Raw genomic sequence first — 20532 nt, 5'->3', positions numbered from 1 at the left:
TGACCAAGAGCCGTGGGAAAGGCGGTAACGACATCAAGAGGTTACCGCCACCATTACTTAGATATCACGCAATAATTCGTTGATTCCCACTTTGCCACGAGTTTTTTCATCAACTTGTTTAACAATCACCGCGCAGTACAGACTGTATGTGCCATCTTTCGACGGCAGATTTCCTGAAACGACTACGGAACCTGCTGGTATACGGCCATAGCTGATTTCGCCCGTCATACGGTTGAAGATCTTGGTACTTTGACCAATATAGACGCCCATTGAAATTACTGAACCTTCTTCAACGATAACGCCTTCAACCACTTCAGAGCGAGCACCAATAAAGCAATTATCTTCGATGATTGTCGGACCGGCTTGTAATGGTTCAAGCACACCACCAATACCCACACCACCGGATAAATGGACGTTTTTGCCGATTTGCGCACAGCTGCCCACAGTAGCCCAAGTATCGACCATGGTGCCGGAATCCACATAGGCACCGATGTTCACATAGGAAGGCATCAATACAACGCCAGGGGCAATATACGAACCACGACGTGCAGCCGCTGGTGGCACTACCCGCACCCCGGCAGTATTAAAATCAGCTTCGGTAAAGTTGGCGAATTTTGGTTCAACCTTGTCGAAATACTGTGTTTCGCCACCAGACATCGGCCGATTATCATTCAAACGGAACGATAACAGAACGGCTTTTTTCAGCCATTGATTAACAACCCAGTCACCATTTTGTTTTTCGGCGACGCGGGCTTTGCCGCTGTCGAGCATTCCCAGAACTTCATTGACCGCATTACGAACTTCCGCGTCGGCATTGGCTGGATTGATTTCTGCACGGCGTTCAAATGCCGCTTCGATAATCTGCTGGATATCACTCATCGGTTTCTCCAAATAATTTAAGAAAGGGTTTCAATATAATCACGGATCCGCATAGCGGCTTCGACGCACTCATCTTGTGGTGCTACCAACGCCATACGGATCCGGTTAACGCCAGGATTACCTTGTTTGGTATCTCTGGCTAAAAAACGTCCCGGTAATACGGTAACGTTATATTGATCAAATAAGCCACGGGCAAAATCCGTATCGGCTATGGGTGTTTCGGCCCATAGATAAAAACTGGCTTCAGGTTGGGTAACATTCATGACTGGAGACAAAATATCGAGCACAGCCGCGAACTTTTCTCTATACAAATGACGGTTATGCACCACATGTGCTTCGTCTGTCCAGGCAGCAATAGAAGCCGACTGAGTGGATAGCGGCATCGCACAGCCATGATAAGTACGATAACGCAGGAAGGGTTTGATGACATTGGCATCCCCTGCGACAAATCCACTACGTAAACCCGGTGCATTGGAACGCTTGGATAAACTATGAAATACCACACACCGGCTTAAGTCAGTATAACCGGCAGCAACAGCAGCTTGTAACAAGCCAACGGGCGGCAAAACTTCATCAAAGTAGATTTCGGAATAACATTCATCGGCGGCAATAATAAAATCATATTCGTGCGCCAATTGGATCAGTTTAGTCAGGGTCTCTGCATCGACAATCGCGCCGGTTGGATTGCCAGGACTGCATAAATATAATAATTGGCAACGTGACCAGACACTGGCTGGAACCGCATCAAAATCCGGCACAAAACCGGTTTCTTCGGTGCAGTTAAGCAGATACGGTTCAGCACCTGCTAAAAAGGCTGCGCCTTCATAAATTTGATAAAACGGATTAGGCATCACAATCAGCGGATCATTTCGTCTGTCTATAATAGCCTGAGCAAATGCAAACAAAGCTTCACGTGTGCCATTAACGGGCAGGATCTGCGAGATCGGATCGATATGTCCTGCCAGCTGAAAGCGCTGATCCAGCCAGTTTGCAATGGTATGACGTAATTCGATAGTGCCAGCTGTAGTAGGATAGACGGATAACCCGTGTAGATGGCTAATGACGGCTTCAGTAATAAAACCCGGCGTCGGGTGCTTGGGCTCACCAATAGATAGCGAAATATGCGGCAGATCACTCGGCGGTTGGCAACCTTGCTGCAGTTCAGAGAGCTTCTCAAAAGGATAAGGGTGTAATAGGGCCAGATCTGGATTCATGAATACATACCGCCGGATAACAAAAATCCGGCCATTATAACGCTTCAGCAGACTGCCGTGTTATAAGCATCGTTATGAATACTGTAAATCACACCGAATCTAAATTAGCCATTCTGAGCCTGATATTTGCCGCCACCATGTGGGGCCTTATCTGGTATCCCATGCGGCTGTTCGAGCAAGCAGGCATGTCGGTGGTTTGGGTCACACTGATTATGTATCTCACCGCTGGAATAGCCAGTCTGCCGATTTTTATCAGTCAACGATTTCACTGGAAACAGATTCCGCTCGATCTGCTGTGGCTGGCCTTGGCAGCTGGAATGACCAATCTTGCCTTTTTAGTAGCATTGAATGAAGGCCAGGTAATGCGGGTCATGTTGTTATTTTACTTATCTCCCTTATGGTCAGTGATACTGGGCCGCTGGTGGCTGGGCGAAAAATTGTCATGGATCGCCATCGTCATGTTTGTCTTAGCGATGGGGGGCACTATATTGATGTTATGGCGTCCCGAAGCAGGTTTACCTTGGCCACATGGTCTGGCGGATTGGCTAGCCTTGTTTGCGAGCGTATGTTTTGCTATCAACAATGTATTGAGCCGTAAATTGGCTGCGGTACCAATGGTATTAAAAACCACTATTATTTTATGGGGAGTAGTGGGGGTCTCCATTGTGGTTTTGTTTTTACAGCAAGCTTCTATGCCTGATGTCGATATCACAGTCTGGTTAAGTGCTGTGCTGGTGGGTGGAGGCATTATTATCGCAATGACCGTTACTGTTTTATATGGTTTAGCCAGAATGCCGGTCTATCTTGGAGCTGTTATCATGTTGTTTGAATTGATTGTTGCCGCGATTTCCTCAGCATTATTGACCACTGAAATGATGACTGTTGCGGAATGGCTTGGCGGGGCCCTTATTTTTGCTGCCGCATTTGGTATAGCCCAGATTGAAAAAAACAATCGTTAGCCCCAGGTCAAAGAAAACCTTACGTCCTGAGTTTTTAATTTAATTTTGCAGGAAATATATATGATTAAATCAATTGCACATGCCAGTTTTCTGGTGGCAGATTTACCCAAATCACTTAAGTTTTACTGTGATGTCTTACAGATCCCATTAAATCCAAATCGACCTAAATTTGCTTATGATGGCGCCTGGTTGGATTTGGATAATAAACAACAGCTACATCTGATGGTCTTGCCCAACCCTGATTCAATTGATGGCCGACCTGAACATGGTGGACGTGATCGACATGTAGCGTTGTTAGTAGAAGATCTTGAAGCATTGGCAGAACGCCTGGAAAGTGCCGGAATAGAATTCTCTCGCAGCAAGTCGGGTAGAGCAGCTTTTTTCTGCCGCGATCCGGACGGTAATGCACTGGAATTTGCTGAAGATTTTACCCCGGTTATGAAGTAACTCAGCCAGTTAAAAGTAATAATCAACAGCTTAGCGAGTTACTCACATTTTCTGTGGATAAGTCTGTGGTTAACCTCGTTGAAAATCGCTAAGTCATTAATATCTAACACAGCAGTTCAAAATGGTTAATTTTTGACCAGATTGAAATTTCATTTAAAATCAATCTGTTAATATGCTTTTCTGCTTATTCAATAACTTAGCAGCGGTTGTTGTAAGAACACTGTAACAATGAAATTAAAAGTGAATAACTTCTGGTCTTGTCAAACCAAAATATCAATTAATGTGCCAATTTTTTGTAAACACAGGCTTACTGACAACTTTTAAACAGCAACATAAAAGCAAAGTTTTTGTTCAATAAAAAACAATCAGGGATTAATGAATTTAGTGAAGTCAGTGACTTAAATGCATCAATCAATAGCTTAGCGAGTTACTCACATTTTCTGTGGATAAGTCTGTGGTTAACCCTGGTGAAAATCGCTAAGTCATTATTCTCTAACAGCGCTGCACGAAATGGTTAAAAATTAACCACGCAATAAATATTAACTAAATCAAAAGTTTAGCTCTGTTCTTCGTGCTTTCAATGACTTAGCAATCTTGGCCGTAAGAAGACAGTAATCATTTGACAAAAGGTGCATAACTTTTACGCGTGGAACAAACAACTATACCCGCGCTAATGCTGGAAACATCTGTTCATCATAAGCCGTGTCTTCATCACCTGTAGGTTGGATACGAAACTGCTCAAGTCCCTTAAAATCAAATAATTGCTGATCTGCCAATTGGGAAGGGGCTACATTCTGAATACTTCTAAAAATATTCTCCACTCGGCCAGGATGTTGTTTTTCCCAATTCTGTAGCATTTCTTTAATTACCTGACGCTGCAGGTTTTCCTGTGAACCACACAGATTACAGGGAATAATGGGAAAGGCGCGGGCTGCAGCATAGCGGCTGATATCAGATTCTCTGGCGTAACACAGTGGCCGTATTACGATATTGGTTTTATCATCGCTTAACAGCTTGGGAGGCATAGCTTTGGTTTTGCCACCATAAAACATATTTAAAAACAGTGTTTCAATAATGTCGTCACGATGATGACCTAAGGCGATTTTGGTGATGCCATGTTGTCTTGCATAACCATATAACGACCCTCTGCGAAGTCTGGAACAAATACCACAAGTCGTTTTGCCCTCCGGGACAACCTCTTTGACAATGCTATAGGTATCCTTTTCGATAATATGAAAAGGCACACCGATTTTTTTCAGATATTCAGGAAGCACATGCTCTGGAAAACCGGGTTGTTTTTGATCCAGATTAACCGCAATCAATTCAAAGTTAATCGGCGCATGATCGCGAAGATTAATGAGAATATCGAGCATGGTATAGCTGTCTTTACCTCCTGACAGACAGACCATGACCTTATCGCCATCCTGGATCATGTCGTAATCTGCAATAGCCTGGCCTACCTGACGACGCAAACGTTTATGCAGTTTGTTAAATTCGTGTTGTTGTTTCAATTGATTTTCAGACATTAGATCAAACCTGCAAAGGGTTGTACGGTGACAGACGATCCAGCGACAACGCCATCACAGTCTTCATCCAGTAAAATAAAACAATTAGCTTGACTCATGGAATGCAAAATCCCCGAGCCTTGTTCGCCGGTCATTGTCACTTCCAATTGATTAGCGGTATTACTGCGTAAAAGTCCACGTTGAAACTCAAAGCGGCCTGGTCGTTTACGAATATTCTCAGCGGCAATCGCCTGCAATAACAACGGTGGTTGATATGCTGCACCAGCTAATTGAAGTAATGCGGGTTGCACAAATTGATAAAATGTCACCATCACTGCAACCGGATTGCCGGGCAAACCGAAAAAGTGCGCTTTGCCAATTTTGCCAAATGCCAGAGGTCTGCCTGGTTTCAGGGCAATTCGCCAGAAATTCACTTCACCGAGTTCAGCAAGCAACTTTTTCACGTAGTCTGCCTCACCAACCGATACACCGCCAGAAGTAATCACAACATCAGCTTCGTTGGAAGCATGTAACAATGCATGACGCACAGCGTCCGGCGTGTCTTTAATCACACCCATATCCATTATTTCCGCATCAAGCCGGGTCAGCATGGCAAACAGCGTGTAACGGTTACTGTCATAAATATCACCAGGTTGTAACGCTTCTCCTAGTGATTTCAGCTCATCACCGGTTGAGAAAAATGCCACACGGATCCGTCGACGAACGGCAATCTCAGCAAATCCCAAAGACGCCAAAAGCCCTAAATCAGCAGGAATCAGTCGATGTCCTGCTTTCAGTACGACTGTTCCGGCCTGAATATCTTCACCAGCCAAGCGCACATTGTCACCAGGATGATGTTCACCATGTAACGTGACAATATCCTGATTTAGCTCAGCCTGTTCCTGCATGATCACCGTGTTACAACCTTGCGGCATCATGCCGCCAGTCATGATACGGACGCATTCCCCGCTATTAACGATTTCTCCAAACGGCCGCCCGGCAAAGGCACTGCCGACCAGTTTTAACTGAGTAGACTCCTTTTTCAGATCCTCTCCACGTAAGGCATAGCCATCCATCGCCGAGTTGGCATGGGGGGGAACGGATAAAGGGGCGATGACATCTTCATGCAAAATCTGTCCTAAGGCGTCACGAAGGGCGACCTTCCGCCAGTTTTCAATGGCATCTATTTGCTGCAAGATCCGCTTTCTGGCCTCATCCACTTTTAGTGTCGTTGAGGGTTCAGCGGTGGCACAACTTGGTGGAGCAATAAATTCAGTCATGGTGATGTTGTCGAATAAAAGTCAGGATGAACTGCAAAATGGTGTCTAAATCATTGAGATCCATTACAGGGATTGAGGACGTCGCAATTGATACATCATCAGTTGCGAGCGCTATCACATTCGGATCGTCCGGGTAGAGCAGTGGCTCACCAATACTGGCACGATGCAATTCCAGTTTGGGTATGGCTTCATGTTTAAAACCCTCTACCAGAATGAGATCCAGTTTTTGTTTTTCCAGACGTGATAAACATTCAGCTAATACGGGCTCAGTTTTATCGTCGTCACTGGTTTGCATCAGCGCCAATAAACGGTTGGATGCAACGATAATCTGCTTGGCACCGGCTTCACGAATTCGGTAACTATCTTTTCCGGGCTTATCAATGTCAAACAAGTGATGTGCATGTTTGATTACGGCCACCCTTAGGCCGGAAGCACTAAGTTTGGGAATTAACTGGGTCAGCAGGGTGGTCTTGCCAGTGCCACTAAATGCCGCGATTCCTAATAGTGGTACAGCTGTTTGGTACTCGAATCTATGTAAATCTTCAGGAGTATTAAAGTTGTTAAAACGATCCGATTGATCGGAAAAATCAACTTCAATCATCGGGTGCCGAGTCAACCAACTGTCAACCTTTCGCTCACCGACCATCAAATAATCTTCTAAATCCTCTGCCAGTTCACAGTCTATAAGTGCAAATACTGGTTGAATATGCTTGCCATCAAAGGCGACGGCAATTTTTTTACCAGAACGTAATAGACTCTCCAGCAAACGCTGTCGGAGTTGCGGACTTGGCGCGGGACTGTCACAGGGGACTGTCAGAATATAATCGGTATTGGCAGCCCGCATACCAGCCAACATACCAACAAGTGGTCCTTGAAAACCAGAAAATGAGTCACTTATAACGGGATAGCCAAATTCTTGATAACACTCTATATTACGATTGGCATTGATAAACAACTGCTCAACCTGAGGAGCAAGGTTACTGATTACATGAGCAATCAGCGGCTTATTTCCGAAGGTTATCAGCCCTTTGTCATTACCGCCCATACGGCGCGCTTCGCCACCAGCGAGGATGACACCAGTTACGGTTGGGTAAGATGAGTCAGTCATGCTATTTGCAGTTAACGGCTTTTTTGTTGAGTAGGTACAATGCGTAAATTCACGATTTCTGTGTTCATTATACTGGTTATTCCCGTAAACGCGTGGTCGGAGGATTTACAGATCCATATTATGGGGCTGTATCGCGATCATGCTGTATTGGAAATCAATCACACACAGCATTTTCTATCCGTTGGTGAACGTACTCCTGAAGGTGTGACATTAATCAGCGCTAACAGTAATCAAGCAGTATTGGATATTGCCGGTAAACGCGGTACGTTTGAGTTAAATAATCGCGTAGGGGGGATTTACACCGCTCCGGCCGAGATGCCGGTTGTCAGTATATGGCCCACCAATGGTATGTATCTGACAAGTGGATCGGTCAATGGTTTTACTGTGGATTTTATGGTCGATACAGGTGCCTCAGTTATTGCCGTCAATGGAGAAACGGCTAGACGTCTGGGGTTGAACTATCTTGAATCAAACCAGATTGGTGTCAGAACCGCCTCGGGAGTGGAGCTGGCTTACAGTGTTCAACTGGAGTCGGTTCAGCTAGGTGATATTCTGCTGAATAATGTTGACGCTGTAGTTATTGATGGTCCTGAACCACAGCGGGCCCTGCTGGGAATGAGTTTTCTTGAGGCCTTTGATATGGAACGGAAGGGAGAACGGCTGGATTTACGCCGTAAATTCCAATAAAAAAGCCCGGTCATGAAGCCGGGCTTTTGGTTTACGCACTCGCGTATCAATCAAATCCTTTGGTAATCAGAGCATAAGCAGAATGGTTATGAATCGATTCAAAGTTTTCTGATTCAACGGTGTAAGCCTTAATACGATCATCTGCATTAAGACGAGCAGCTACATCGCGCACCATGTCTTCAACAAACTTAGGGTTGTCATAAGCATGCTCGGTGACATATTTTTCATCAGGACGCTTTAAGAGACCATAAATCTGGCAGGACGCTTCATCTTCAACCAAATCAATTAAATCTTCTATCCAGATAAAGCTGTCCGTTTTCACAGTTAATGTCACATGCGAGCGTTGGTTGTGAGCACCATAATCCGAAATATTCTTTGAACATGGGCACAAACTGGTGACCGGTACAATAACCTTGACAGTCATACAGGTTTTTTTACCAATAATCTCGCCGATAAAGCTGACTTGATAATCCATCAGACTACGGACTTTTGAAATTGGTGCTTCTTTATTGACGAAATATGGGAAGCTCATTTCAATGTAACCAGACTCCGCATCAAGACGTTCAGTCATTTCGCCTAACATGGTATGAAATGATTTAACGGTAATCTCACGCTCATGCTGATTGAGAATCTCAACAAAACGTGACATATGCGTGCCTTTGAACTGATGCGGCAGGTTTACATACATATTGAAGTTAGCCACAGTGTGCTGTTCGCCTGTGGTGCGGTCACTCACGACAACAGGATGACGAATATCTTTAATGCCGACTTTATCAATCGCAATATGACGTTTGTCTTTAATGTTCTGTACGTCTTCTATTTCCGCTGCTGCCACTGGCTTGTTTTGTTCAGTCATGATTGGGGTTAATCCTCACTATATTTGACACAGGCACGGTCGGTTTCCCATACCGTGACACCAGAGACTCTGGCTGTATCGGTGTTTAGCGTATTGCTAAGGCGCTGGTAAAAAAACTGGGCGATATTTTCAGCCGTAGGATTAATTTCATCGAACGGAGGAATATCATTCAAATAACGATGATCCAGTGTTTTGGCTAACTCACGAGTTGCCGTCTTAATGGTTTTAAAATCCATGCCCATGCCATGCTGGTTAAGCGCTGAGGCAGTGACTTCGACTTCAAGTTTCCAGTTGTGACCATGCATCCGCCGGCAATCTCCAGGGTAATCCCTGAGGGTGTGTGCAGAGGCAAAATCAGCCAGAATTTTTAAGGTATAGGTGGCGCTCATAATGTTGACTATTATACTCAGGAATTAGCCTATCGAACAGGCCATTATTACGCAAAATAACGATTGATGGAATCGATAATACCACTTGCATCCAAACCGCAAGCACTCAGCATTGGCCCATGATCACCATGATCAATAAAGCGATCAGGCAGTCCCATCATACGCAAATTAACCGGTACACCTTGCTGCTGAAAATACTCATTCACGGCACTACCAGCGCCGCCCATGACCGCATTTTCTTCAATGGTAATAATCAATTCATGATCTGCAGCAATCTGGTCAAGCAGAGTTGTGTCCAGGGGCTTGACGTAGCGCATATTGACCACCGTGGCATCAACCTGTTCTGCAGCATCCAGTGCCGCATGTAACAGAGTGCCAAAAGCCAGAATGGCAGTTTTTTTACCTGTACGGCAGGTTTGTGCCTTGCAAATCGGCAGGCTATCGAGTTGTGGCTCAATTGCTGTGCCATTACCGCAACCACGAGGATAGCGAACGGCGGCAGGACCGTTATGATGGAAACCGGTCGTCAGCATTTGTCGACATTCATTTTCATCACTGGGTGTCATAATCAGCATATTGGGAATGCAACGCAAATAACTTAAGTCAAAACTTCCGGCGTGTGTGGCGCCATCAGCGCCCACCAAACCCGCCCGATCAATCGCAAACAACACTGGCAGGTTTTGTAATGCCACATCATGAATCAATTGATCATAAGCGCGCTGCAAAAAGGTGGAATAAATTGCAACAACAGGTTTTTTGCCTTCACAAGCCATGCCTGCCGCTAATGTCACAGCATGTTGCTCGGCGATACCCACATCAAAATAACGCTCAGGAAAACGTTCGGCAAAAGCGTTCAGCCCGGAACCTTCACACATGGCCGGTGTAATCGCAATGAGATCCTCAGAAGCTGTTCCCATATCACACAACCACTGGCTGAACACCTGAGTAAATGTTGGTCCGGATTTTTTACTGTTGGCCGGACTGACACCATGATATTTGCAGGGCTGCTGTTCAGCGGGTTCAAAACCTTTGCCTTTTTTGGTGACAATATGCAGGAATTGAGCACCTTTACTGTTTCGCAGATTACTTAAGGTCGTAATCAGCGTATCCAGATCATGTCCATCAATCGGGCCAATATAATTGAAACCCATTTCTTCAAATAACGTGCCGGGCACCATCATGCCCTTGACATGCTCTTCAGTTCGTCTGGCAAACTCCCAGGCGGGCGGAATTTTTTCCAGCATTTTCTTACTGCTTTCCCGCGCTGAACGATAGAAACGGCCAGAGAGTAATCTGGCCAGATAATTAGCCATGCCACCGACATTTTTGGAGATCGACATCTCGTTATCATTGAGCACGACCAACAAATCCGCATTCAAATCACCGGCATGAGCCAAGGCTTCATAGGCTTGACCAGCAGTCAGAGCGCCATCACCAATAATGGCAACTGACCGCCGTGATTCTCCACTGGCACGAGCGGCAATCGACATACCTAAAGCGGCACTGATAGAGGTACTGGAGTGCCCTACACCAAAACTGTCATAGTCGCTCTCGGTACGCTTGGGAAAACCGGACAGCCCGCCGGGCTGACGCATGGTATGTAACTGATCCCGACGCCCGGTCAATATTTTATGTGCATAACTCTGGTGGCCGACATCCCAAACCAACCTATCTTCCGGCGTGTTAAACACATAATGCAAAGCAAGAGTGAGTTCAACAACACCTAAATTTGAAGAAATATGCCCGCCGGTTTGTTGAATTTTGTCGATGATCAGTTCTCGGATCTCAACGGCTAATTGATCCAATTGCTTACGTTCTAATTGACGTAATTGGGCGGGAGAGTCGATTTGCGCAAGTAGGCTTGTCATGTTAAATCAGCGTGATTAAAAGGATCGTTGCACGACAAATGTTGCCAGTGCCCGCAGAGCTAAACATTGATTTTGCAGATTATTCAGTGCATCCAATGCATTATTAACCAGCAATTGCGCTTTCTGTTGCGCGGCTTCAAGCCCAATCAATGCCGGGTAGGTGGGTTTATTACGAGCAATATCCGCACCTTGTTGTTTACCTAATGTAGCAGTATCAGCAATCACATCCAACACATCATCCTGTACTTGAAATGCCAAACCAATAGCATCTGCATAATCACTCAGATGTTTCAAGTCGGCAGGCTGGTAATTTGAGCTGCAATAAGCCCCCAAAAGCACACTCGCTTTAATTAACGCCCCGGTTTTCAATAAATGCATGGATTGGAGATTCGATTGATTCAGTTGCTTTCCGACTGAGGCGAGGTCGATGGCTTGACCGCCCGCCATACCCATGACTCCAGAAGCTTGCGCTAAACATTTCACCATGGCGATTTGCTGAGTGGCAGGTAAATCGTTATTCGTTAGACATTCAAAAGCCTGACTTTGCAACGCATCACCGACTAAAAGCGCCGTAGCTTCATCATAGGCTTTGTGGCAAGTCGGTTTACCACGCCGCAAATCATCATCATCCATCATGGGCATATCATCGTGCACCAGTGAATAGGCATGAATCATCTCGACAGCGCAGGCTGCTGCATCCAGTGCTTCAAGGTCGGCATTGAAAGCCTCTCCGGTTGCGTAAACCAGCATGGCTCTCAGCCGTTTTCCGCCATTTAATGTGGCATAGTGCATGGCTTCAGCTAACCTGGCGGCCGCGACTGCATTCGGGTCGGGTAATTGTTGTTGCAAGGCCAGACTAATACGTTGCTGATGCACTGGCATCCAGTCAAAAAGTGAAAAGGGTTGTATCACGATGCCTCGGAATCTGGATCAAAATCCACTAGGTCAGACTGGCCGGATTGTTGTAATAACATTTGTACTTTTTGTTCCGCAGCTTGTAAGGCTTCCTGACAATCACGGGTAAGTAATACGCCACGTTCGTAGAGTTTTAATGACTCTTCAAGGCTGATATCACCTTTTTCCAGGCGCTCTACCAGTGATTCAAGTTCACTGACTGCCGCCTCATAATCAAGTTTTTTGCGTTTTGCCACCATATAGGCCTCTGTACAAATCTCGCGTTAACGGCACATTATAAGTTAATCGAAGCTGACGTGCCCGCTGGAATGTTTGCTAATTTCCCGTTAGTCTGTTGCGTTTTACTTTTACACTGAAACTGTTCATGCCGAAAATCATCCGCGGCTTATACAATTTGCCAGATCCCGCTGAAGGATGTGTCGCCACAATCGGTAATTTTGATGGCGTACATCTGGGACATCAGGCTGTGCTGAATCAACTGGCCATGAAAGCGGATATGCTTAACTTGCCTGCCATAGTCATTACTTTTGAACCACAGCCGTTTGAATACTTTGTGCCGGAAAAAGCGCCAGCCCGGTTGTCGCGATTTCGAGAAAAAGTGGAGGCACTTCGGGCTTATTCAATCGAAAAACTCTGTGTTTTACGTTTTAATCGTCAACTAGCGGAAATGCAAGCCGAAACCTTTATTCAAAAATTATTGGTGGAAGGATTGAATGTGCGCTATCTCGTCGTTGGAGATGATTTCCGCTTTGGCAAAGATAGACAAGGTGATTTTGCCTTATTACAGCAGTTTGGCAAATTACATGGCTTTCAGGTGGTCAATATGCATACTTTTGCCATCGATAATATGCGGGTTAGCAGTACTCGTATTCGTGAAGCTTTGCAGGATGGGGATTTGGCAATAGCCGAAAAATTATTAGGCCGCCCATACCGGATGAGTGGTCGCGTAGCACATGGCGATAAACGTGGTCGCAAAATGGGCTATCCCACTGCCAATATCCATTTGCATCGGGCAAAAGTGCCACTGAATGGGGTGTATGCAGTCCAACTATACGGCATAGATGAAGAACCCGTGAACGGGGTAGCCAATATTGGCGTGAGGCCCACTATTTCAGGAAGTGATAAGGCGTTACTGGAAGTCCACCTTTTTGATTTTCAACGTGATATTTACGGAGAACATGTCCAGGTATACTTTCTGAAAAAACTCCGCGATGAACATAAATTTGCCAATCTGGAACAGCTTATTGAGCAGATTCATATTGATTCAGCGCAAGCAAAGAACTATTTTGCTGCTTAGCTAATCGCTGCGAGTGCCGTCATCGGCAAATTTGCCATCTTCATAATCGCTGATGAGTTTTTTAGCAGCTTCAGCATCTTCATTGCTCACAAAAACATGCGCAAAATCACTGGCGGGGAGGTCACCTACTGCGCCTTGCAGGTAATGCCCTGCTACATGGGATTCAATACCGTGTGTATCCAGCAATCCTGCGAGAATATGGGCTTCAAGTATATTTGATGCACGAAAAATCAATTGCATGGCTATTGCAGGTGTACCGCTTCGAATCGAGCCATCACATTTCCATCTACATCGGCCAGTTCAAGGTGCTGACCTTCAATTTGCCAGTAGCGGACTTTTTCCAGCATGAAATGTAATGCTTGTGCAGTTTCCATTCCTTGAGGGCAGGCCATCATGGTGCTGGCAATCCGGTTGAATTTAAGTTTATCTTCTCTAAGTTGATAGCCCCCCATAATCCGATTGCAACCATCGGATCCAGACAGGCGGTTTTCCTCACTGGCCAAAATAAGTGAAGGCTCTCTTTGCTGCTCATACACCTCGATAGGTTCATCATTCAACCGGGTCAGCTTCCAATAGGTATTAAGCAGGTTTTCGTTATAGCCTAATTTACCGCAGGTTTCCCCTGGCCAAATATCATCGGCTTGGGTGACGATCAAAGTAGGCTGCATCACGCCCGTGTCACTATTGGCACGTGGTTCAATATAACCGGTCGCTTCTACCAATAAGGCTTGGTTCGTCTCTTCTGCATATTCAAGATACAGCGATTCAAGCGCAGCATTGTCTGCTTCCTGTGCGACAAACCAACGTTGCCCAGTCAGGCATTCAGAAAAAATTCCGCTATCGGCCATGTAACTATACATGCCATGAAATTGCATGACCGGATATACCGCCTGAAAGGTGTCATCTCGTTGCAACTCATAGTTCAGTGAGGTGTTAATTGACACATACTCCTGATCCAGTAATCGGATATTGCCATCTTTCTCTATCTGAAAGGCTGTTTGCTGCGGATCATCTGAAAGCAGCCTAAGCTGATCAGTATGTTGCTGCCATTGACCCAGCTGGTAAAACGTCGAATTATCGCCAGATTCCAGGTAATGTAATTGCAGATAATAGCTGTGATCAGCAAATAAATTGAGCCGATAATTAATGCCTGGACAGTCAGCACAGGGCAATGTGCCACTGTAGCTGACTGGGAAGCCTTCAATAATCAAACGCTGCTTATCAGATTGCTCGGGACTACATGCACTAAAAAACACAATCGACACTAGGACCAACCACTTTTTAAGCATATTGAACTCCAGACGCATTTGATCGGAGTTATCGGTGAAATTCACCTGCACGCTCCGGTTGATATTCTATAGATTCGATTCTGACCTGCAATATCCCGCCATTACCATCGGGCCAACTGATTTCATCACCTTCCTTCAAGCCCAGCATGGCACTGCCAACCGGAGCTAAAATAGAAATGGTGTTTCCTGAATCATCCATATCCTTCGGATAGACCAATTTCAACGTAAAAGTTATCCCACTTGAGATAACGGAGAATTTAACAGTTGAATTCATTGTGACAACATTTGCTGGAATCTGTTGTGGTGCAACCAGTTCAGCGCGTTCCAACTCGGTTTCCAAAGCCGCCCGGATATTGGCTGGGATTCCAGCAGAAGCGTGTAGCAAGTTGTCGATACGCTCGTAATCGAGTTCAGAAATGATAATGTCAGGTTGCGTATTCACAATAAAACTCCATTCAACAAATTTATAGACGCACAAAAAAATACCGTCAGACTTTGACAGCATTATTGGGGTCACTGAGGGAAATAATCGGTGTGTCAGAGCCTGTTCGCTTTCATAATCGCCTCAATTTCAATCATAACCCCTTAAGAACCGGAGCTAAGATTGTTATACAGACCCTGAAACAGGCAGGCTTATGATGGCACAAATTTCAAACCGATATAAGGTGCCAGTAAAAACAAAAATATGGCTGACTTATAAAGCATCATTCCGAGATAGTGCAGTTGGGAAAATTGCTGCTGACTCAGGGTAAACCAACGGCTGTGCAAACGGTAAATTTTCTGGCTTGCCGTCGCATAGATCGTCACCCACAGGAGAAAGACCAAGTAATTGAGAGCAGTCGCCCAACCCCAGACTAAAGTCATGTTTTCCAGCGTCATAGCGGACACCTCCTGATTAACAGAACGTCAGGTTCTATCTGTCTTTCATCGCGATTAACGATGTGGTTGATTTCCATTCAAGCTGATAGAAACCAAAGATAAGCAGGATTTAATTTACGCCGAGTTGCAGCTGAATAAAAGTGACCGATTTCTATTCATGACCACGCAGTTTATTGAACAGGCGTTTAATGGCTTTACGACCATAGCGCCGCTTGAATTTAACTTTGAAATCATAAAGGTAAAATGGCACCCGACAGCGAAAATTAAATGGCAACTTATACTTGGTATGTTGTAAGTAGTGTCCCACCAGTTTTTCTCGACCTGCCAAATGTAATTTGTTACAGATTCTTGTGAGATCAGAAAGGCGCTCAGGCAATGTCAGATATCGATTAAAAAAACGTGCCCGATTGATATCGATTAGGGTGAAATCCAGTTTACCGTCAGCTTGCTTTTTGATCAGGATATTACCACCAGCCAGATCCCGAAAAAACACACCACGGCCATGTAAATCGAGCAGAAAATAACTTAACTGCTGGTATAGGTCGTCCTCGTTGACGCCTTGATATTCAGTTGCCCCTTCATTAAAGGCAGTGAGAATTTCTCGAGCAGAGAAATCATGATCAACCAAATCACAGAGGTAATAATTTTCGGTCAAGCTCTTATCGTCAATACGCTCAAAGTAGGCGATAGGCAAGGCCGTAGGAATACCGCGGCGCAATAATTCGGCTGCAGCATTCCAACTGCGTTTGGATTTGCAGGGTTTAAATTTATCCAACAACAATTTGTGCGGTGGCATACGTAAAGGTTTTTTGGCAACGATCGGCTTGTCCAGCAGATCATCTATTCTCCAAATAACGTTACGTGCTTTCCGCAAAGTATTTGTTTCCTTTGCTTTAGGCAAATAAGCAGGATGTAACTTCTGTTTTAATTGCGTGGCTTGTTCTGCATTCTCGGCTAATAGCAGGCCTTTCCAGCCATCCTGCTCAAATTCATAGAGATTCTGACCCGTGGCATGGCGATAGATAGATACTCTCTCACGTGCTTTTGGACTGGCCTTCAATTCGATTTTAGTACCAGCAGCCCAACACATAAAAATGGGGGTTTCGGTAACAAATTCTGGTTTTTCAACAACCATGACGCCGTCACGGGTAATAATTTCAGCACTCTCCAACTGTGTCGGGGCATATAACGCATGCATGGGCATGGCCTGACCATTGGCTGTCCATAACACATGGATCAACTTGTCGTTATTGCGAAAGGCGTGGACTTCAATGGCTTCAGCAGTGGCTAAAGGGCCTTCATACAAACTGCCTGGTATCAGTCGGATAAAGTTTTTCATTGCATAAAAGGATGGGCGTAAACGAAAGTCCTGACGTTGACCCAATACGGAACGATAGTGTGTGATTCGCTCCAAGTCCGGGTAGGTTTCATAGCCATCATCAATCAATCCTTCACGATGGCAGATGAAAGGCCCCCAATATGCCTGTTGCATTGCACCAGAAGCGGCCAGTAGCGTGAGGTATCGGCTTAAATAATCAGCCTGTTTTTCCTCTCCATTTACCAGTACACGATGAATACGTGGCAAGGTCCAGAATGCGGCAGGTGAAATAAACTCTTTCACACCGAAGTCTTTGGTAATCTTTTTTAAGATGCGCGCTTTTTTGACCAGATTTACCTTCAGTCGCATGGCTAATTTTGTGCCAAAAATACGATGATCAAAACGCTCGGGCTCAGTGACGCGTTCGCTGAACAAATTATTGGTATGGATATCCGGAAGTTGATTCTCACGCCGTAAACGGGTTAATACCGCAATGTTATGCAATGGCTCAAAGTCGGAGATATTGGGTCCGGCAATTTTGATATGACGAGACTTTATTTCCTCGTAGGCAATACGCCAGGTATTAAAAAAACTTTCGGTATCATAACCCGCCCAACGACGACGGTTACTGGTTGAACCCACTTCAATCGCTGACACGCGTGAACCAAAACGACTGGCAGCAGTTTGTACAAATTCGCGCCAACGTAACTGAGCGCTACCGGTTTTCATCTGCTGTGCTTCGGTAAACGGTTGTACCAAATGCAGTAAGACCTTAATGTCAGTGGCTAACAAGCGCTCCAGTAAACGTGTAACAGGCCCACCTTCATCACCATAAGTATAATCAAGACGTACCTGTTTAATCTGCAGTTCAGTCAATTGCTGCAAGATATAATCATCCACTGCCGGGTCTTCAGAGGTGGTGACACCCACACCGACAAAATCCTCCGGAACAACATGTTTTGCTTCGGGAAGATGTCCATCAGGTAACGCCAGGCGACCCGCAAAAACATAACGCAATGCATTACCCAGTGAATTGGCATCCATTAACGGGCCGTTCTCAATTTTGTTTTGCGATGGGTCTGACGAGCTCATAAAAAATCCGAAAGTTATTTTGCCCTTCATTGGGCTTTAAAGCATAAAAAAATCGTAATCAGGTCAGGAGCGAATGATCTTCAAGTCACCCTATAATGGTAACGACGGACTGCTCAGCATGACCAATATTGAATGTGGTTAATGCGTCAAGCTATTGGAAAAGAGGTTTAATACCACCACTCCACCTAAAATCATGGATATCCCAATAATGGCGGGCACATCCAGTTTCTGACTAAATACAATCCAGCCTATCAGAGCAATTAATACCACTCCAATGCCGGCCCAGATGGCATAGGCGATACCGACCGGGATGACTTTCAGCGATAAAGCTAAAAAATAAAACGCGACAACATAACCAAGGATAACAGCCACAGAGGGCCAGAACCTGGTAAACCCCTCTGACGCCTTCAAAAAACTGGTGCCAAAAACTTCGGCGATGATCGCAATACTTAACAATAACCATTTAGACATGACATGGGACTCAGTTGTAGGTGAGAAAGAGGCTGATAGCTAAAAAGCTACCAAGCAACGCAACAATTAAACTTACAACGACGCCCCATTGCGTCCGATATCCCTTGGGAAATTCTGCTTCACCAAGGGTTTTTAATACACGTTGAAATTGTCTGGCAGCATATACAGTTGTCACACTGCCAAGCAGGATAAAAGCCAGACCAATGACAAAGGTCATCGTGGTGTTCAGATAATTTTCACCCTTCGATAATACCTCAATTAACAGGCCTGAGCGTTCAATCAAAAAGCCAAACATGATAAACGTCAAACCGGTGCGGTTCCAGGCCAATAATGTGCGTTCTGCAGCAAATAAAACGCGGGGGTCCTGAAGATATGACATTGATTAAGCCACCTTCACTTTGCGTTTTCTTAACCAGTTTTTGACTTTGGCGCTTAATCTGTGGAAAAAACGATGTTTGTTTCCGGCTGCTTCACTGGTCAGAAAATTGATTTGAATAGAGCGACGAGTACCCTCATAACTTGGATAGCCATGCCAGCAGTTATCCGTGACCTTGAACGCGACCAATGAGCCCGGGCCGGGACTGATTTCATCCACATAGTCATCCATATCATGCGCATTATTTAAAATACGTAAACGCCCATTGGCCGCATCCCAGCTTTCATTCAGATAAATCAAAATAGTCACCAGCTTGGTTTTGGAGTCAGTATGAATACGTCCGTCCTTTTGTCTGGAATATCCGCGTAATGTCATCAACATTGGAAGATCCATCACTTTTACATCGAATTTTTCACAAATAAGCTGTCTGAATTCAGGGCTGTCGATTGACTCCAAAAATGCTTTGAAATCCGCATTCACGGGGACATCATCCACGTTAAAGCTGCCCCCATCATCAATGTCTGGAAAATCACCAATGATCTGGTCCAGCACTTCTTGCCGGATCGAACGCTCGACCTTGAAAAAAGGAAATGGAGTGGAGTTTACTGTCGCAGCTCTTAACGCCTGCATATCCAGCACTGAATTCATAGGAGTTTCTCATTAATGCATAGAAATGTTATTGCATCATATGATAATACAAAACCGTCTAACAATCAGACTGAAGCCAAATTCGCCCAGTGTGTTTCAGCTTTGAGCCGGATAAAGTCAATAGATTCTATTTTGCTGCAACCCCACAGATATTGATATGGTCTCTAGCTGTAAACCTGCTTCGTTAAATTACTCAACTGGAGATATGCATGACAAAGTGGAATGAAGGCCGTGTTGTAGAAAATAAACAATGGACATCCACCTTGCACTCGCTGAGGGTTGACGCACCTATCGAAAAGTTTGAAGCCGGACAATTCACTCGTTTGGCCCTCGATATTGAAGGTGAAGAAGTCAGTCGACCTTTTTCATTGGTGAATGCGCCAGATGAACAGCCACTGGATTTTTACTTTATTGCTGTACCGGGTGGATTATTATCAACAAAACTGGCAACACTGAAAGCAGGTGACACCATTAAGGTAGCCCCTAAAGCCGCAGGCCTTCTGACCTTAAAACAATTACCCGCGGCCAAAAAACTATTTTTACTGGCTACCGGTACCGGTATTGGCCCCTTTCTGTCGATTATTAAAACAGTTGAAGTCTGGCAACAGTTTGAACGTATTACCCTGGTCCACGCGGTAAGATACATGGAAGAACTGGCCTATCAGCAAGTTATTCGTCACGTAGCCGAAACGCATTCTCACCAGTTCAGTTATATTCCGATGGTCAGTCGGGAAGCTTGTGATTATGCAATATCCGGGCGTATTCCAGCGGCAATCATGGACAATAAACTGGAAATACGTGCCGGTAGTCGCATCGATGAAGACAGCCATGTGATGTTGTGTGGTAATCCAGACATGGTGCAAGACACGATGGCTGTATTGTTGCAGCGCGGACTTAAAAAACATAGTCGTCGTGAACCAGGGCATATCAGTATCGAAAAGTATTGGTAGTGTTGCCATCTTCTGGCTGGTGCCATTTGAAAAATCGCGCTATTTTGAACCAAAACAACGAAGCACCAGTCACAAGTGGCATAGCAATTGCTGTTTCACAGTCTG

The 20532-nt window shown here is 45.1% G+C and carries 23 protein-coding genes; 5 read left to right on the top strand and 18 right to left on the bottom strand.

Annotated features, from left to right (window positions below; genetic code table 11):
* Positions 1-57: 57 nt before the first annotated feature.
* Positions 58-879, bottom strand: a complete 822-nt coding sequence (gene dapD, locus LGT40_RS15885) for a 2,3,4,5-tetrahydropyridine-2,6-dicarboxylate N-succinyltransferase (protein WP_226073351.1) — start codon at positions 877-879, stop codon at positions 58-60.
* A 17-nt stretch (positions 880-896) separates the two neighbouring features.
* Positions 897-2093, bottom strand: a complete 1197-nt coding sequence (gene dapC, locus LGT40_RS15880; protein ID WP_226073353.1) for a succinyldiaminopimelate transaminase — start codon at positions 2091-2093, stop codon at positions 897-899.
* A gap of 74 nt (positions 2094-2167) precedes the next feature.
* On the opposite strand from dapC, the gene LGT40_RS15875 reads away from it, so the two are divergent.
* Both LGT40_RS15875 and LGT40_RS15870 read left to right on the top strand, forming a co-directional pair.
* Positions 2168-3052, top strand: a complete 885-nt coding sequence (locus tag LGT40_RS15875) for a DMT family transporter (protein ID WP_226073355.1) — start codon at positions 2168-2170, stop codon at positions 3050-3052.
* A 60-nt stretch (positions 3053-3112) separates the two neighbouring features.
* Positions 3113-3499 carry a VOC family protein gene (locus tag LGT40_RS15870; protein WP_226073357.1) on the top strand — a complete coding sequence of 129 codons (387 nt, stop codon included), beginning with the start codon at positions 3113-3115 and terminating at the stop codon, positions 3497-3499.
* 659 nt (positions 3500-4158) lie between these two features.
* Here the strand turns inward: LGT40_RS15870 and ttcA are convergent.
* Genes ttcA through mobA form a run of 3 tightly spaced genes read right to left on the bottom strand, consistent with a single transcriptional unit; the run spans position 4159 to position 7392 of the window.
* Positions 4159-5025: a tRNA 2-thiocytidine(32) synthetase TtcA gene (gene ttcA / locus LGT40_RS15865; protein WP_226073359.1), complete on the bottom strand. Its 867-nt coding sequence runs from the start codon at positions 5023-5025 to the stop codon at positions 4159-4161.
* Complete coding sequence (gene moeA, locus LGT40_RS15860; protein WP_226073361.1) at positions 5025-6284, bottom strand: molybdopterin molybdotransferase MoeA; 1260 nt, start codon at positions 6282-6284, stop codon at positions 5025-5027. Before moeA ends, ttcA begins: the two co-directional genes overlap by 1 nt.
* A complete protein-coding gene (gene mobA, locus LGT40_RS15855) occupies positions 6277-7392 on the bottom strand; it encodes a molybdenum cofactor guanylyltransferase MobA (RefSeq protein ID WP_226073363.1) in 1116 nt (371 codons plus the stop codon). The genes moeA and mobA overlap by 8 nt, the downstream gene beginning before the upstream one ends.
* Before the next feature lie 39 nt (positions 7393-7431).
* On the opposite strand from mobA, the gene LGT40_RS15850 reads away from it, so the two are divergent.
* The gene (locus LGT40_RS15850; protein WP_226073365.1) at positions 7432-8079 is read left to right on the top strand and encodes a retropepsin-like aspartic protease family protein; all 648 of its coding nucleotides are present in this window, start codon (positions 7432-7434) and stop codon (positions 8077-8079) included.
* A 46-nt stretch (positions 8080-8125) separates the two neighbouring features.
* Here the strand turns inward: LGT40_RS15850 and folE2 are convergent, their stop codons facing one another.
* Genes folE2 through LGT40_RS15825 form a run of 5 tightly spaced genes read right to left on the bottom strand, consistent with a single transcriptional unit; the run spans position 8126 to position 12346 of the window.
* Positions 8126-8935: a GTP cyclohydrolase FolE2 gene (folE2, locus tag LGT40_RS15845; protein WP_226073367.1), complete on the bottom strand. Its 810-nt coding sequence runs from the start codon at positions 8933-8935 to the stop codon at positions 8126-8128.
* An 8-nt stretch (positions 8936-8943) separates the two neighbouring features.
* Positions 8944-9324, bottom strand: a complete 381-nt coding sequence (queD, locus tag LGT40_RS15840; RefSeq protein ID WP_226073369.1) for a 6-carboxytetrahydropterin synthase QueD — start codon at positions 9322-9324, stop codon at positions 8944-8946.
* A 47-nt stretch (positions 9325-9371) separates the two neighbouring features.
* Positions 9372-11192, bottom strand: coding sequence for a 1-deoxy-D-xylulose-5-phosphate synthase (dxs, locus tag LGT40_RS15835; RefSeq protein WP_226073371.1), 1821 nt, complete (start codon positions 11190-11192; stop codon positions 9372-9374).
* A 15-nt stretch (positions 11193-11207) separates the two neighbouring features.
* Positions 11208-12074 carry a (2E,6E)-farnesyl diphosphate synthase gene (gene ispA, locus LGT40_RS15830; RefSeq protein WP_226073649.1) on the bottom strand — a complete coding sequence of 289 codons (867 nt, stop codon included), beginning with the start codon at positions 12072-12074 and terminating at the stop codon, positions 11208-11210.
* A gap of 26 nt (positions 12075-12100) precedes the next feature.
* Positions 12101-12346, bottom strand: a complete 246-nt coding sequence (locus LGT40_RS15825) for an exodeoxyribonuclease VII small subunit (protein ID WP_226073374.1) — start codon at positions 12344-12346, stop codon at positions 12101-12103.
* 125 nt (positions 12347-12471) lie between these two features.
* On the opposite strand from LGT40_RS15825, the gene ribF reads away from it, so the two are divergent.
* Entirely contained in the window at positions 12472-13404 is a 933-nt protein-coding gene (ribF, locus tag LGT40_RS15820) for a bifunctional riboflavin kinase/FAD synthetase (RefSeq protein WP_226073376.1), read from the top strand.
* Here ribF and LGT40_RS15815 read toward each other — a convergent pair whose 3' ends face one another.
* The 8 genes from LGT40_RS15815 to LGT40_RS15780 all read right to left on the bottom strand — a co-directional run bounded on the left by LGT40_RS15815 (position 13405) and on the right by LGT40_RS15780 (position 19477).
* Positions 13405-13644: a putative signal transducing protein gene (locus LGT40_RS15815; RefSeq protein ID WP_226073378.1), complete on the bottom strand. Its 240-nt coding sequence runs from the start codon at positions 13642-13644 to the stop codon at positions 13405-13407.
* Between the two features lie 2 nt (positions 13645-13646).
* On the bottom strand, positions 13647-14738 hold the full coding sequence (locus tag LGT40_RS15810; RefSeq protein ID WP_226343220.1) for an META domain-containing protein: 1092 nt from the start codon (positions 14736-14738) through the stop codon (positions 13647-13649).
* The gene (gene rnk, locus LGT40_RS15805) at positions 14722-15135 is read right to left on the bottom strand and encodes a nucleoside diphosphate kinase regulator (RefSeq protein WP_226073382.1); all 414 of its coding nucleotides are present in this window, start codon (positions 15133-15135) and stop codon (positions 14722-14724) included. Before rnk ends, LGT40_RS15810 begins: the two co-directional genes overlap by 17 nt.
* Before the next feature lie 191 nt (positions 15136-15326).
* Positions 15327-15572 carry a DUF6868 family protein gene (locus LGT40_RS15800; RefSeq protein WP_226073392.1) on the bottom strand — a complete coding sequence of 82 codons (246 nt, stop codon included), beginning with the start codon at positions 15570-15572 and terminating at the stop codon, positions 15327-15329.
* 151 nt (positions 15573-15723) lie between these two features.
* A complete protein-coding gene (locus LGT40_RS15795; RefSeq protein WP_226073393.1) occupies positions 15724-17982 on the bottom strand; it encodes a lipopolysaccharide kinase InaA family protein in 2259 nt (752 codons plus the stop codon).
* A 138-nt stretch (positions 17983-18120) separates the two neighbouring features.
* Positions 18121-18453 carry an SMR family transporter gene (locus tag LGT40_RS15790; RefSeq protein ID WP_226073395.1) on the bottom strand — a complete coding sequence of 111 codons (333 nt, stop codon included), beginning with the start codon at positions 18451-18453 and terminating at the stop codon, positions 18121-18123.
* 10 nt (positions 18454-18463) lie between these two features.
* Complete coding sequence (locus LGT40_RS15785; protein WP_226073397.1) at positions 18464-18832, bottom strand: YidH family protein; 369 nt, start codon at positions 18830-18832, stop codon at positions 18464-18466.
* A 3-nt stretch (positions 18833-18835) separates the two neighbouring features.
* Entirely contained in the window at positions 18836-19477 is a 642-nt protein-coding gene (locus tag LGT40_RS15780) for a 2OG-Fe(II) oxygenase (protein WP_226073399.1), read from the bottom strand.
* Between the two features lie 209 nt (positions 19478-19686).
* Here LGT40_RS15780 and LGT40_RS15775 point away from each other — a divergent pair, with 209 nt between their 5' ends.
* Positions 19687-20427: a ferredoxin--NADP reductase gene (locus LGT40_RS15775; RefSeq protein WP_226073401.1), complete on the top strand. Its 741-nt coding sequence runs from the start codon at positions 19687-19689 to the stop codon at positions 20425-20427.
* Positions 20428-20532: the final 105 nt, after the last annotated feature.

Source organism: Methylophaga pinxianii, assembly GCF_020447225.1.
In the GTDB taxonomy this organism is placed as follows: domain Bacteria; phylum Pseudomonadota; class Gammaproteobacteria; order Nitrosococcales; family Methylophagaceae; genus Methylophaga; species Methylophaga pinxianii.
The sequence above is the reverse complement of the archived record's forward strand: the minus strand, read 5'-3'. Positions and strand labels throughout refer to the sequence as shown.

Bases quoted from the DNA above. Each gene is read 5' to 3' on its own strand.
- dapD (WP_226073351.1), bottom strand. From the start codon at position 879: ATGAGTGATATCCAGCAGATTATCGAAGCGGCATTTGAACGCCGTGCA.
- LGT40_RS15785 (WP_226073397.1), bottom strand. From the start codon at position 18,832: ATGTCATATCTTCAGGACCCCCGCGTTTTATTTGCTGCAGAACGCACA.
- LGT40_RS15815 (WP_226073378.1), bottom strand. From the start codon at position 13,644: ATGCAATTGATTTTTCGTGCATCAAATATACTTGAAGCCCATATTCTC.
- dxs (WP_226073371.1), bottom strand. From the start codon at position 11,192: ATGACAAGCCTACTTGCGCAAATCGACTCTCCCGCCCAATTACGTCAA.
- ttcA (WP_226073359.1), bottom strand. From the start codon at position 5,025: ATGTCTGAAAATCAATTGAAACAACAACACGAATTTAACAAACTGCAT.
- mobA (WP_226073363.1), bottom strand. From the start codon at position 7,392: ATGACTGACTCATCTTACCCAACCGTAACTGGTGTCATCCTCGCTGGT.
- dapC (WP_226073353.1), bottom strand. From the start codon at position 2,093: ATGAATCCAGATCTGGCCCTATTACACCCTTATCCTTTTGAGAAGCTC.
- folE2 (WP_226073367.1), bottom strand. From the start codon at position 8,935: ATGACTGAACAAAACAAGCCAGTGGCAGCAGCGGAAATAGAAGACGTA.
- queD (WP_226073369.1), bottom strand. From the start codon at position 9,324: ATGAGCGCCACCTATACCTTAAAAATTCTGGCTGATTTTGCCTCTGCA.
- LGT40_RS15825 (WP_226073374.1), bottom strand. From the start codon at position 12,346: ATGGTGGCAAAACGCAAAAAACTTGATTATGAGGCGGCAGTCAGTGAA.
- ispA (WP_226073649.1), bottom strand. From the start codon at position 12,074: ATGCCAGTGCATCAGCAACGTATTAGTCTGGCCTTGCAACAACAATTA.
- LGT40_RS15795 (WP_226073393.1), bottom strand. From the start codon at position 17,982: ATGAGCTCGTCAGACCCATCGCAAAACAAAATTGAGAACGGCCCGTTA.
- ribF (WP_226073376.1), top strand. From the start codon at position 12,472: ATGCCGAAAATCATCCGCGGCTTATACAATTTGCCAGATCCCGCTGAA.
- LGT40_RS15800 (WP_226073392.1), bottom strand. From the start codon at position 15,572: ATGACGCTGGAAAACATGACTTTAGTCTGGGGTTGGGCGACTGCTCTC.
- moeA (WP_226073361.1), bottom strand. From the start codon at position 6,284: ATGACTGAATTTATTGCTCCACCAAGTTGTGCCACCGCTGAACCCTCA.
- LGT40_RS15870 (WP_226073357.1), top strand. From the start codon at position 3,113: ATGATTAAATCAATTGCACATGCCAGTTTTCTGGTGGCAGATTTACCC.
- LGT40_RS15850 (WP_226073365.1), top strand. From the start codon at position 7,432: ATGCGTAAATTCACGATTTCTGTGTTCATTATACTGGTTATTCCCGTA.
- LGT40_RS15790 (WP_226073395.1), bottom strand. From the start codon at position 18,453: ATGTCTAAATGGTTATTGTTAAGTATTGCGATCATCGCCGAAGTTTTT.
- LGT40_RS15780 (WP_226073399.1), bottom strand. From the start codon at position 19,477: ATGAATTCAGTGCTGGATATGCAGGCGTTAAGAGCTGCGACAGTAAAC.
- LGT40_RS15875 (WP_226073355.1), top strand. From the start codon at position 2,168: ATGAATACTGTAAATCACACCGAATCTAAATTAGCCATTCTGAGCCTG.
- LGT40_RS15775 (WP_226073401.1), top strand. From the start codon at position 19,687: ATGACAAAGTGGAATGAAGGCCGTGTTGTAGAAAATAAACAATGGACA.